Origin of the sequence: Sorangium sp. So ce119 (assembly GCF_051524405.1) — a bacterium.
Lineage (GTDB): Bacteria > Myxococcota_A > Polyangia > Polyangiales > Polyangiaceae > Sorangium > Sorangium cellulosum_G.
Genome location: NZ_CP150310.1, coordinates 11,067,343 through 11,080,741, shown reverse-complemented (window position 1 = coordinate 11,080,741; position 13,399 = coordinate 11,067,343). Strand labels below are relative to the sequence as shown.

Below are 13,399 nucleotides of genomic sequence, written 5' to 3'. Positions count from 1 at the left end.
GGTGAAGCTACCGCTTCTTCGACCGCGCCTTCGGCGGGGCCGTCGGCTTGATATCGATCGTCGTCGCCGCCTGGCAAGGCACCTGCGCTGTCACACCCGCGCTGGCCCACTCGGGGAATTTCGTCTTCCCGGGCCGGCCGACACGCACGAAGAAGCGGCCGCAGCGCACGACCAGCGGCTCGTTCACCGGCCCTGCGTACTTGCCGGTCACGTACACACCCCCCGGGTCGGGGAACCCCACCGTGAGCACACCTTGCCCCTTGGGCACCGTGGCCGGATTGACCCCCTCGCGTGCCGCGCTGGCGGCCTCCTTCGCAGCCGCCTCCTTCGCAGCGGCCTCCTTCGCCGCCGCCTCCTTCGCAGCGGCCTCCTTCGCCGCCGCCTCCTTCGCCGCAGCGGCCTCCTCCTTCGCCGCCGCCTCCTTCGCCGCGGCCTCCTTCGCCGCCGCCTCCTTCGCCGCAGCGGCCTCCTCCTTCGCAGCGGCCGCCTTCGCCGCCGCCTCCTCCTTCGCAGCGGCCGCCTTCGCCGCCGCCTCCTTCGCCGCCGCCTCCTTCGCCGCAGCGGCCTCCTTCGCCGCCTGCGCCTTCCCCCCCGGCCCCCGCTTCGTGGGCGTCGACGCGCTCGGCGCCGGCGCCGCCGTCGCGAGCGGCTCGGCCACCGGCGCTTGCGCCGCCACGGCCTGCTCCACCGGCGTCACGACCACCGGCGGAGGCCGCTCGCGCCGCGCGACGTAGATCCAGAGCGCCGCCACCACCGTCGCCGTGATCGCCGACACCGCGATCGTCCCGGCCGGCGACAGCGAGCGCGGCGCCTGCCACGGCAGCGCCGGCGCTCGATGGCGCCGCATCGGCGAGCCCGCCGGCGGCGACGAGTCCGCCGCCGGGCCGCCCAGGACCGCCGTGCTCGGGTACGGCACGCCCCCGGGCGGCGTCAGCCCCGACGCGCCGCCGCCGACAGGCACGATCACGCCAGCCGGCGTCAGGCCCGTCGTCGCCATCGGCACGGTCACGCCGGACGGCGTCACCGGCGAGCTGGACGGCGGCTTCAGAGGCGGCGGACCGAAGTACGGCGGCGCGAGATCCGCCGGGAGCGCCGGCGGCGGGCCGAAGCGGATCGCCTCCGGGATCACCGACGTCGACGGGCCGAAGCGGGTCGACGGGGCGCTCATGCCCGGGGTCGTCGCGTCGTCCTCCTCGAACGTCGGCTCGACCTCGGGCAACGTCGCCAGCCCGCCCCCCGCCAGCACCTCCTCGGCCGCCGCCGCGTCGCGCTCCGCCGCGCGCTTCGACGCCTCGTACAGCCGGCCGAACGTCTCGCGATCCGGCAGCGCGGGCTTGCGCCCCTCGGCCCCCTTCGACGGCGGCGGCCCCTGGTCCGCCGGCACCGGGATCGTGATCGGCTCGGGCCCCGGCGCGCCGATCGACGCCTTGCCGCCCTGCCGCGCGGACCCCGCCAGCGCCTCGGCCGCCGCCGCCGTGGGAGGCGCTGTCTTCGCCTGCGCGCCGCCGACGCCGGGCCGCAGCCTCGCCGCGCCGCCGTCCCTGCCCGGCTGATCCCTGGCGAACAGATCCTTCGCGAGCCGCTTCGCGGCGTCGGCCGCGGGCCTCGCCGTCTGCCCCCCCTTGCCCTTGACCGGGATCGTCGGCCGCCGATCCTCCTCGGGATCCGCGTCCTCGATCTCGATCGTCGCGTGCGCGGACTGCACGCGGGTCACGAGCTCGGCCTTGCCCTTCTCGGGGCGCGCGACCTTCGCGAGCGCCTGCTCGATCTCCTGGGAGGTGATCTTCCGGTCGTCCGGCGACGGCGCCAGCGCCGTGTCGAGCAGCGCCACGATCGGGCGCGGGATCTCGGGGCGGATCGACGCGATCGGGGGCGGGCGCGTCCCGTCCGCCGACGGCTGCCGCCCCGAGAGCAGCGACCAGAGCAGCAGCCCCACGCCGTAGATGTCGGCCTTGACGGTGACGCGCTCGGCGCGCGACTGCTCGGGCGCCATGTAGCCCGGCGCCCCCTTGACCACGCCCGCGATCGTGTCCGGCGTGCGCCCGAGGATCTTGCCGATGCCGAAGCCCGTCAGGCGCACCTGCCCGTCCCACCCGATCACGATGTTGTCCGGGTGCAGGTTGCGGTGGATGATCGGCGTCGGGCTCCCGTGCTCGTCGGTCGCCCCGTGCGCGTGCGCGAGCGCGCCGGCCACGCAGTGGACCAGGTAATAGACCGCCGCGTCCGCGAGCTTCTGCTGCCGCGTCGCGAGGTGCTGGAGCAGCCGATTGAGGCTCACGCCCTCGACGTGCTCGAGCACGAGCACGAGCCGGCCGGAGTGCTCGAAGAAGTCGAACATCCGCACGATCGCCGGGTGGTTCAGCGTCGCGCAGATCGACGCCTCCCGCGCGAGCTCGTCGGCGAAGCGCGGGTCGCCCTCGGCGGTATTCGGGACGAGCTTCAGCACGCAGACGCGGCGAAACCCGAGCGGGCCGTCCAGCCGCCCGAGATAGACGCTGGTGGGCCCAGAGCCGGCCAGGCGCCGGAGGATCTTGTAGGCCCCAATCGTCTCGGGAGCGGGCTCCGTCGGAAACATCCGGGGCCGATCATACCCAAGCGCGGCGAAGCCCCCAAGCCAACGACCAACACGGATCATTTCGCGGCGCCGAGAGGCGCCCCCGGGCTCCTCGGTAAGACGCCATGCTCCACGCGCCCTGTACGGCGCGTCGCTCTCCTGTTCGCCAGAGCGCGGTACGGCTGATCAGCAGAAACCCGAACAGCGGTGACGGATTACGGAGCAGGGTGCGCCGCGGGACCCGGCCCCGAATCCCGGCGGAACCGCGCGCCTCCGCGCCGCGCACCCCGCGCGCGAGGCGCCGGGGGCGCCGGGGAACCTGCGCGTGCTTCACGGGCGCGCGCTGGCGCGGTGGAGAGCGGTGGAGAAACGGGGGGCCGCCGCGCGCCGTCGGCCCGCCTTCCCGGGCGGGTCGGCCCCGGGCGTCCGGCCGCGCTCGCGCGGCTGCGCCTCCGGCTTTCGAGCGGCGCTGGGCCTGGGTTATAAGCCGCGGCGATGAAGCTCCGCGCCTGGCATCGACTGCTCGCCGTCGTCCTCCTCGCCGGGTGCGAGGCTGCCGTCCCGCCCGCACCGCCCGCGCCGCCGCCGCCCCCGCCGCCGAGCGCCGCCGCCCCGGCGTCCGCGCCCGCGCCGGCCGCGCCGGCCGCGCCGGCGTCGCGGTTCCCGGCCGGGTGGCCGTACCCGGAGGGCGCGCCGCCGGTGCGCGGCCCCTCGATGGTGTCGAGCGACGCCGCCCTCGCCACGAGGGTGGGCGCGGACGTCCTCGCGTCGGGCGGCAACGCGGTCGACGCGGCGGTCGCGACCGCGTTCGCGCTCGCCGTGGTGCACCCGACCGCCGGCAACCTCGGCGGCGGCGGGTTCATGGTCGCGCGGCTCGGCGACAAGGAGCACGCGCTCGACTTCCGCGAGACAGCGCCGGGCAAGGCGACCCACGACATGTACAGGGGCAAGGACGGCAAGCCCACGGAGAGCTCGCGCGTCGGCCACCTCGCCGTCGGCGTGCCCGGCAGCGTGGCAGGGCTCTGGGAGGCCTACGACAAGCTCGGCTCGAAGAAGAAGACGTGGGCCGAGCTGATCGCGCCCTCGATCCGCCTCGCGAAGGAGGGCTTCCCGGTCGACGAGAACTTCGCGACCACCGTCAAGGCGGCGTCGGCCAAGCTCGCGCGCTTCCCGGCGTCGGCCGCGCTGTTCCTGCCGGGCGGCCAGCCGATCGAGATCGGCGCCACGTGGAGGTCGCCCGAGCTCGCCGCGACGCTCGAGCGCATCGCCGAGAAGGGGCCCGCGGGCTTCTACGAGGGCAAGACGGCGGAGCTCCTCGTCGCGGAGATGCGGCGGGGCAAGGGCCTCATCACGGCCGCGGATCTCAAGAACTACAAGGCGAAGTGGCGCGAGCCGGTCGTCTTCGAGTACCGCGGGCGCCGCGTCGCCTCGATGCCGCTCCCGTCGTCGGGGGGGCTCGCCCTCGCGATGATCGCGCACCAGCTCGAGGGGCTCGACATCGCGAAGCTCGGCTGGCACTCGGCGTCGCACGTGCACGTGGTCGCCGAGGCGATGCGGCGCGTGTTCCTCGCGCGCAACGAGATCCTCGGGGACCCTGATTTCGTGAAGAACCCGGTGGAGGAGCTGCTCTCGGTCGCGTGGGCGGAGAAGCAGCGCGCCACGATCTCGCCGGACCGCGCGACGCCGACCGAGGAGCTCGCCCGCGGCGCGGCGGTCAAGGACTCGGGCGGCCGCGGGCCGCACACGACGCACTTCTCGGTGGTCGACGCGCAGGGCAACGCCGTCGCGCTCACGACGACGCTGAACGGCTGGTACGGCGCCGGGGTGACGGTCACCGGCGCGGGCTTCGTGCTGAACAACGAGATGGACGACTTCGCCGCCGTGCCCGGCACCGCGAACCAGTTCGGCCTGGTGCAGGGCGAGGCCAACTCCATCGCGCCCGGCAAGCGCATGCTCTCGTCGATGTCGCCGACGATCGTGACCGGGAAGGACGGGCGCGTGGAGCTCGTGCTCGGCGCCGCGGGCGGCCCGACGATCCTCACGGCGGTGTTCCAGATCCTCTCGAACGCGGTCGACTTCGGCTTCGACGTCACCACGGCCGTCAACGCGCCGCGCTTCCACCAGCAGGACTACCCCGACAAGCTGTTCATCGAGAAGGGCGGCTTCCCCGCCGAGCTCCAGCAGGCGCTCGGCGCGATGGGCCACGCGTTCGACGAGCGCGGGCACATCGCCGACGCGCCGGCGATCGGCCGCGAGGGCGCCGGGTTCGCGGGCGCGCGGGAGCCGCGGCGGCCGGGCTCCGAGGCGGCGGCCGGGAAGTAGCCGGCGCCCTCCCGCGGGGGGACCGCGCTGCCGGCGCCGCCCGCGCCCGGCGGGTACGACCATCGACGCGCGCTGTCACCACGCCGCCGCGGCAGGCGTGACTCGGCGGTGCGGCACGCCGGCTCATTTCACGACGCCGATTCGCGTCCTTTCGATGACGCATCGAGGCACGAGCGCGTCGTCGCTATCGGGATATTCCTTAAGGAAGCACCCAGCATCCGGTGCACCAGAGATCGCGCGATCCGCGCGCCGGGCGGCGCCGCGGTTCGACCTTGACATGCGGCGCTCGTTTCGATTGCTTACTTTCGTGCCTTGCCGAGCACGCTCGCTCCTCGACGGCCCGCGCGTGCGTCCGCCGACGCAGCCGACGGCCGTGCGCCCGACGAGCAGCCATGTGCAGGGACCGGCATCTCGACGCGGGCCGATGGTCGCGTCGGGGTAGATAGCCTGGTGAGCCGAGGGGGGTAGCTGTCATGGTCGAACTGTTGCATCACGAGTTGCTCGACACGTTGCACGACGGTTCTCGCAGCAGCGTTTACCTCGGCCGCAAGAAGAGCACGGGCAAGATGTGCGTCATCAAGGTTGCCCGGAAGGGTGTCAACGGCACCCGCAACGTCGCCGTCCTCAAGCGCCAGTACGAGATCACGAGGCACCTCGACCTCGACGGGGTCGTCAGGGTCTACGATCTGGAGGTCCGCCTCGACTACGCCGCGCTCATCATGGAGTACTTCGTGGGCCGCTCGCTGCGGGCGATCATCGACGAGGGCGAGGGCGTCGAGCTCGCGCGCGCGGTCAGGATAGCGCTCCAGCTCACGGACACGCTCGGCGCCATTCACGAGCGGAACATCATCCACAAGGACATCAAGCCGAGCAACATCATCGTCGATCACGACGTGAGCACGTCGAAGCTCACGGACTTCTCGATCGCCTCGCTCCTGCCGGGGGAGCGAGCGGCGGTGTACGACCCGTGGTCACCCGGCGAGGGCACGCTGCAATACATCTCACCCGAGCAGACGGGCCGGATGAACCGGTCGATCGACTTCCGCTCGGATTACTACTCGCTCGGCGTCACGCTGTATGAGCTCACGACGCGTCGCCTCCCCTTCGAGACGACCGACCCGCTGGAGCTCGTGCATCATCACATCGCGAAGACGCCGGTCGCGCCGCACCAGATCCGGCCGGAGATCCCGGAGGCGCTCTCCCGGGTCATCATGAAGCTGCTCTCGAAGACGGCGGAGGAGCGTTACCAGAGCATCTTCGGCCTGAAGGCGGATCTGAGGGCCTGCCTCGACATGCTCGAGAATGGGGCGCCGGCGCTGGACTTCGAGCCGGGGTGCAAGGACCGGCCCACCCGGCTCCAGGTGTCGCAGAAGCTCTACGGCCGGCAGGAGGAGGTCGACACGCTGATGGCGGCCTTCCGGAGCATCAGCGCGTCCGGGGCGGCGGGGGACGGCCGGTCGGAGCTCGTGCTCGTGGCCGGCTACTCCGGCGTGGGCAAGTCGTCGGTAGTCAGCGAGATCCACAAGCCCATCGCGAAAGATGGCGGCTATTTCGCGGCCGGCAAGTTCGACCAGTTCACGCGCAACGTGCCGTATGCGGCCGTGATCACGGCGCTGCGAGAGGTCGTCCGACAGCTCCTCTCGAAGAGCAAGGACGAGATCGCCGACTGGCGGGCCAGGATCGCCGCGACGGTCAGCCCGAACGGGAAGGTGATCGCCGAGGTGATCCCGGAGATCGAGCTGATCATCGGCAAGCAGCCGCCGGTGCCCGCCCTCGGCTCCCTGGAGACGCGAAACCGGTTCAACCTGACGTTCCGGAACTTCATCGGGGCGATCGCGCAGAAGACGCGGGCGCTCGTGCTGTTCCTGGACGACCTCCAGTGGGCGGACACCGGATCGCTGAACCTCATCGAGGTCCTCGTGCAGGACACGAACATCCGTCACCTCCTGCTGATCGGGTCCTACAGGGACAACGGAGTGGACGACGCGCACCCGCTCCGGGCGATGCTGAGCGCGCTCGGCGGAGCCGACGGCCGCGTGCGCACGATCCACCTGAAGCCGCTCGCATCCGAGCACGTCAACCAGCTCGTCTCCGATACGCTCGGTTCACCCCCGGACGAATGTCGATCGCTTTCAGACATCATCTTCACAAAGACACACGGGAACCCGTTCTTCATCAACCAGTACCTCGAGAGCGTATGCCGTGACGGGCTCTTGAGGTTCAGCTCGGAGACAGGCACCTGGCGCTGGAGCGCAGCGGAAATCCAGAGGAGGAGCGTCGCAGACAACGTCGTCGACCTGATGCTTCACCGGATACGAGAGCTAACCGAGCCGACGCAGCGCCTCTTGCAGTACGCTGCGTGCATCGGAGACGAATTCGACCTGAAGCTCCTCGCCCGGCTCCACAAGAAGGACCTGCGCGCCACCGACGAAGACCTCTGGGGAGCGCTGGAGGCAGGGCTCATCGTGCCGGTCGACAGCGACTACAAGATCACAAGGTTCCTGGACGACACCGACGAAAAATCCGTCGTCTTCAAGTTCCTGCACGATCGTGTACAGCAGGCGGCCTACCAACTGTTCGCGTCGAGCGAGCAGAAGAGGGTCCATCTGGAGCTCGGTCAACTGATGCTCCAGCAGATCAAGCCTGAGTCGATCGAGGAGCGGATCTACGATATCGTGAGGCACCTGAACGCGGGCGCCGACCTCATCGTCGATGGGAGGGAGCGCTACAAGGCTGCGGCGCTCAACCTCAAGGCCGCGCAGAAGGCGAGGCGCTCCACGGCGTATGGTCCCGGCGTGCAGTACCTCCGCGCGGCCCTCGCGCTCTTGCCGGAAGATTCGTGGCAGACCAACCACGAGCTGTCGCTCGCCATCTACACGGATCTCGTCGAGCTCGAATACCTGACGATCAACTTCGAGAACGCCGAGATACTCGCCAAGATCGTCGTACAGCAATCCAGAGATGTCTTCGAGAAGATCCGGGTCTACGAGACGCGAATCCAGTTCTATATAACACAGAATCGCATGTCAGAGGCCATCGAAATGGCCATGGACGTGCTCGGAATGCTCGAGGTCCCGCTCTCCGAGACACCGCCGGCCGACGTCGACATCGCGCGGCTGGCGCAGCTCCCGGTGCTGGCCGACAGGCGAATGGTGGCGGCGAACCGGATCCTGGTCTCCATGTTCCCCGCCGCCGTCCATGCGAGGCCCGACCTCGTTCCCTTGATCGCGTTCACGATGGTCAACATCTGCGTCCAGCACGGGAAATCCCCCGCTGCGGCGTATGCATATGCGATCTACGGTCATATTCAAGTCAGCTTCATGAACAACGTGAGCTACGGCTTCGCGCTCGGCCGGCTGGCGATCGAGCTGACCCAGAGCCTTCGCGCGACCGAGCTCGAAGCCAAGGTGTACACGCTCCACTACGTAGCGATCCATCACTGGAGCCGTCATCTGCGAGAGACCCTCGAGCCGACGCGTCACGCTACCCAGGTCGGCCTGACCACAGGCGACATCGAGTACGCCGGCTACAGCTCCATTTACCACGCCACGCATTCGCTCTTCGTGGGAGAGAACCTGGCTTCCACGGAGCAGCGCATGCAGAGCTCCATTGAGCTGTCAACGAAGCTCAACCAGCCAAAAGAGCTCTACTTCATCAAGATCTGGAAGCAGCTAGTCAACAATCTGCGGGACTGCTCAGCAGAGAAGCTGCGGCTGGTCGGAGCGGACTTCGATGAGACGACGATGGTCCCGCGCCTCGAGCACAACAGAACCTCAGAGCTCTCCCTCCATCTCGCGAGAGGAATGTTGCTCTACTACTTTGGCCATCCCGATCTGGCCTACGACTCTCTCCGCGTCGTGGATGGATACGAGGACGTCTCGGCCTTCATCACCAACGTTGAGCACAAATTCTACTACTCGCTCTCGATCCTCGCCGCCCTCGACCGACTGCCCAACGACGAGCGAGGCGCCGCGCTCGCGAAGGTCGACGTCATTCACGGGTTGCTAGAGCAGTGGGCTCGCTCTGCCCCAGAGAACAACCAGCACAAGCACGATCTCGTGAGCGCGGAGATGGCGCGCGCGAAGCATGCCGTGGTGGAGGCCATGCACCTGTACGATCTGGCGATCGCGGGAGCACGGAAGCACGGATACATCCACGAAGAGGCACTGGCGTACGAGCTGGCTTCGTCGTTCTACCGGAGCTTGGGCAGACACGAGATCGCCGAGCACTACCTGACAATGGCCTATCGAGGCTACGCTCTGTGGGGCGCCGAGGCGAAGTGCCAGAGCCTCGTTGCCGAGTTTCCTCAGCTCGTCCTCGAGGGGACGCCCCGCGAGTCGGGGGCGGCGAACGTGACAACGACGTCGAACCACGGTGGCTCGACCCTGGACCTGCTCAGCGTCGTCAAGGCGTCACAGGCCGTAGCGAGCGAGATCGTCCTGGAGAGACTCCTGGAAAATCTGATGACCATCGTGCTCGAGAACGTGGGCGCGCGATACGGCGCGCTGGCCCTCGTGCGTGGCGACGCGCTCTTCATCGAGGCCGAGGGGACCGTGCAGCCCAAGGAGGTCCGCGCGCTTCAGGGCACGCCGCTCCAGGCATCCGGGAAGGTCCCGCGGTCCGTGCTGGCGTATGTACAGCGCACGCTGGAGAGCGTACTGCTCGACGATGCAGCAGACGAAATCAGGTTCTCTGCTGACCCATACATCCAGGAGCAGCAGACGAAGTCTCTATTGTGCTCGCCGATCATGCGCCAGGGCCGACTGATCGGGGTGCTGTATCTGGAGAACAACCTGTCAGCCGGGGCGTTCACAGAGGAGCGCTTCGAGCTCTTGAACCTACTTTCGAGTCAGATAGCGACCTCCATTGAAAATGCGAAGATCTACGACCGGCTCGAGCAGGAGGTCGCGGCGCGCACCGAGGAGCTCCGCGTGTCCAACGAGCAGCTTCGCGATGTCAACGACAGACTGCAAATGGAGCTGGCCGAGCGCATCCGCCTTCAGGAGGAGCACGTCCAGATGCAAGAGGAGATCATCCAGGGCCAGCGGGCCAGGCTGTTCGAGCTGTCGACGCCGTTCATCCCGATCACCGATGACATCATGGTGATGCCGATCATCGGGACCATTGACGACAGCCGTGCCGCTCAGATGCTGGAGACCGCGATGGAGGGCGTCGCAGCCAGCTCCGCCAAGATGGTGATCATCGACGTGACGGGAGTCAACAGTATCGACACGAGCGTGGCGAGCAGGCTGATGAGCCTGGCCAAGGCGGTCGGGTTGCTCGGATGCCGGGCGATGCTGACGGGGCTCCGCCCTGCGGTGGCCCAGAGCCTGATCGGGCTCGGCGTGGACCTCGGTTCTATAGAGACGCGGTCGAACCTCAAGGCTGGCATCGCCTACGCCATGAAGCGCAGCTCGGCGAGAGTACACGCGTGAGAGACACGGGCACGGCAGGACCGCCAGGAGCAGTGCCTCCGGGCTCCCGTCGCTGCTCCCGCCCGCCGACAGCGCTCACGCCTGCGAACCGAGGAGACTTGAACCGCGCGTCGCGTCATCCAGCGTGCGCGATGAGACTCTCCAGCCCCGCGTAGCGGCCTGCCTCGAGCGCCCAGCGTTGATTGCCAGCGATCATGGCATCAGCAGCGTCGAGGTAACAGCGAACATCGTCTTCCGCCCACAGCGCGAGCGCTTTTCCCTTGATGTCCTGGTACGCTGCGATCCTGTCGTCGTGCATCCGCCTCAGCCGTGCGATGGCATCTTCCAGCGTCATGTTTTCACTATTCATCAGGACGATGATGAGGTTGTGAACCTCGCCGGTTCTCAGCTCCTTCCCGAGGGAGAAGTAGTCGTTGGTCCAGCAAAGGATGTCGTTGCATATATCGCGGACGCCCTGGATAAGCGGATGCCGCACGACCTCAAGCGGAAGCGGTCTATCGAGTATCAGCTCAAGAAGATCACAATACGTATAGACCGCCCCGCTGAAGCGTCGCATCATCAAGTATTCATCGACACCCGGGACCCTCTGCTGCGCTCGGTTGTTGACCTCCCAGAGGTTCGCCTCGTAGTAATACTGGAAGTGCGATAGCCAGCGGTTCAAGAAGAAATTGGGGTGGTCTCCCTTGATACGGTCGCGAATATCAAGCAAACCGCGCGTCACTGGATCGCTCAAGTCCGCTCTTATGTACCCAAACAGCTCCCCCAGATATCGCTCGTTCAGGCCCGCGACAGCTTCGGGATTCACGCTGAGGCTGCCCTCATCGTAGGCATCGTCCAGGAGGAACAGCGCGGCGGTGAAATCGGATGCCAACTGGACGGTCTGCATGCTCGCCGCAGGCAACAGCCACGCCGCGAGATGAGCGACGTTGGCTGCCTTGATCCTCGAGAGGGCACGATCATCCTCCGTAAGCCTCAACCGACGAACCCATTGTAGTGTGCGGCGATGGACGACATCTATCTTCGGGTGACATGATGCAGAGAACGGGTAGTCGAAACCACGAGGTTCGCCTTTACCCACAACGACGCTGATACGATCGGACGACATGACAGACTCCATCGCAAGCCGCAGCCCCGCTGCTCATCCTGCAGAGAGCGAGCGGCGACCTGGCGCGAGCAGAACGATGCTACCATGACATTCGTAAGGCGCAGTGACGGTGTGCAGACCAAAGTAGGCACCAACGCAGAGCCACCCGCAGGTAGCGCTGACCTACCTGGAAGCCCGGGCGCATGCTCGTAAAGCGTGCGTGCCGTCACCGCCCTGCATGAGCGGCCGCTCTCGCGCGGCGCAATATCAGGAGGGAATCACCTCGATGGGAAGCGCCAGCGGGCACCGTGTGTTGAGGCCTGTGTTCCACTCCAGGCGCTCCGCGCGCAGCTCGATTCGACGGCACCGGAGCAGGAGCTCCTCCAGGACGACACGGGCTTGCGTTCGGGCCATCATGGCTCCGATGCAGAAGTGAGCACCGTGACCGAAAGGCAGGCTGCTCTGAGCGCGTCGCTCTGGATCGAAGCGGTCGGGCTCGTGGAAGCGCTTCTCGTCGCGTAGGCCCGAGCCCACGAGCAACGCGACCATCGCCCGCGCGGGCAGGCGAACTCCGCCGATCTCCGTCTCGGCCAGGGTCAGTCGCATCGTGGCGTGCAGGGGCGGCTCGAACCGCAGAACTTCGTCGATGAAGCGCGGTATGAGGGCGGGCTCCGCCCGCAGGCGATCCATCCACTCCGGCCGCCGGGCGAGCATCAACACCATCTGGGTCATCAGCGTCGATGTCGTCTCCAGCCCCGCCACCAGGAGCAGCAAGAGGCAGGCGATCAGCTCGTTCTCTGTGAGCCCGCCGTCATCCACCTCACACCGGAGGAGATCACTCACCAGATCGTCCTCCATCTGCTGGCGGCGACTCGCCACCAGCTTCTTCATATATTGCTCCATCTCGTCAATCGTTCCACGGACTCCATGGATCCGAGCATGGTCGTCCGGGGAGATTGAAGAGAGACTGAACACGTCCGACGTCCAGCGAATGAAGTGCGCCTCGAGCGAGCTATCCAGGCCGATGAGCTGGGCGAGGGCGCGGGTCTGCGCGGGACAGGCAAAATCAGCGATAAATTCCACCTCGCGGCGATGCAGCATCTCATCGGTCAGCCTCGACGCCGTGGAGCGCATGTGCCGCTCCAGCGAGCTCACCGTGGCGGCGGTGAAGGCTCGTCCGATGATATTGCGCAGCCGGCCGTGACGCGGAGGGTCCGCGAGGACCAGCGAGTCGGAAAGCGGGTTGTGGCGTTCCAGGTAGGGAGGCTCGGTGACTATGCGTAGTCCCGAAGAGGAGAACACCTGATTGTTCTTGAATGCAGTGACAATGTCATCGTAACGCGTGACCACCCATATCCCATTGGGGTCCACCTGGCACACCGGGGACTTGCGGCGCAGCTCCGCATAGAACGGATACGGGTTCTCGCGAACATCGGGGGCAAATAAGTTCAGTCGACTCATCGCTCTCTTCCTGTGACATGGGAGGGCACGACCGCTGCTGGACAGCGGCGCATGTTCGCCGGCCTGCGAGATCGCGGCCCGTCAGCTAGCGTCATCGGGAGGCGCCATGACGATGAAGCGGCCCCCTCTCGGAAGCGGCTCTCTCGGGGCGCCTGGAAGAGCACGAATACTCCGTCGCAGGACGCATCGATACGATGCTCCAGCGCGTCGTCTCCTGGACGCGTCTCTCGCCAGCAGGCCACAAACAGCCGCTGCGCGGCCCGAGGCGAAGCTCGAGCTCCCGCGCGAGGCGTGCTGTATCCTTCGATCGTCCACGCGCTCGCCAGATGCGAGCGCGTGAGAGTCACGTACGGTCGGACTGCTGCGAGGACGTCGCCCGGTGCATCATGAGACCCGAGCCAACAAGCACGCGCTTAGGCGCTCTTGCTCGCTACCGGTTTCTGATGGTTCGGTCGGTGCTCCTCCATTGAACGACACGATGGTATACCATGCGCACGAATAAGCAAACGTATTCTTTCTTCTTTGTCCGTGCGTGACGTTCAC

Annotated in this window: 5 protein-coding genes; 2 read left to right on the top strand and 3 right to left on the bottom strand. The window is 67.6% G+C overall.

What is annotated here, in order from left to right:
* Nucleotides 1-7 precede the first annotated feature (7 nt).
* Complete coding sequence (locus WME76_RS41810; RefSeq protein ID WP_437957742.1) at nt 8-2,575, bottom strand: serine/threonine-protein kinase; 2,568 nt, start codon at nt 2,573-2,575, stop codon at nt 8-10.
* Between the two features lie 474 nt (nt 2,576-3,049).
* On the opposite strand from WME76_RS41810, the gene ggt reads away from it, so the two are divergent.
* Both ggt and WME76_RS41800 read left to right on the top strand, forming a co-directional pair.
* Complete coding sequence (gene ggt / locus WME76_RS41805) at nt 3,050-4,876, top strand: gamma-glutamyltransferase (RefSeq protein ID WP_437957741.1); 1,827 nt, start codon at nt 3,050-3,052, stop codon at nt 4,874-4,876.
* A gap of 473 nt (nt 4,877-5,349) precedes the next feature.
* A complete protein-coding gene (locus WME76_RS41800; protein WP_437957740.1) occupies nt 5,350-10,311 on the top strand; it encodes an AAA family ATPase in 4,962 nt (1,653 codons plus the stop codon).
* Nucleotides 10,312-10,426: 115 nt separating this feature from the next.
* Here the strand turns inward: WME76_RS41800 and WME76_RS41795 are convergent, their stop codons facing one another.
* Together WME76_RS41795 and WME76_RS41790 are read right to left on the bottom strand one after the other, a co-directional pair.
* A complete protein-coding gene (locus WME76_RS41795) occupies nt 10,427-11,416 on the bottom strand; it encodes a terpene synthase family protein (RefSeq protein ID WP_437957739.1) in 990 nt (329 codons plus the stop codon).
* A 246-nt stretch (nt 11,417-11,662) separates the two neighbouring features.
* The gene (locus tag WME76_RS41790; RefSeq protein ID WP_437957738.1) at nt 11,663-12,856 is read right to left on the bottom strand and encodes a cytochrome P450; all 1,194 of its coding nucleotides are present in this window, start codon (nt 12,854-12,856) and stop codon (nt 11,663-11,665) included.
* Between the last annotated feature and the right edge of the window lie 543 nt (nt 12,857-13,399).

Coding starts and splice junctions, on each gene's coding strand:
- WME76_RS41795 (WP_437957739.1), bottom strand. CDS start 11,416: ATGTCGTCCGATCGTATCAGCGTCGTTGTGGGTAAAGGCGAACCTCGT.
- WME76_RS41800 (WP_437957740.1), top strand. CDS start 5,350: ATGGTCGAACTGTTGCATCACGAGTTGCTCGACACGTTGCACGACGGT.
- ggt (WP_437957741.1), top strand. CDS start 3,050: ATGAAGCTCCGCGCCTGGCATCGACTGCTCGCCGTCGTCCTCCTCGCC.
- WME76_RS41810 (WP_437957742.1), bottom strand. CDS start 2,575: ATGTTTCCGACGGAGCCCGCTCCCGAGACGATTGGGGCCTACAAGATC.
- WME76_RS41790 (WP_437957738.1), bottom strand. CDS start 12,856: ATGAGTCGACTGAACTTATTTGCCCCCGATGTTCGCGAGAACCCGTAT.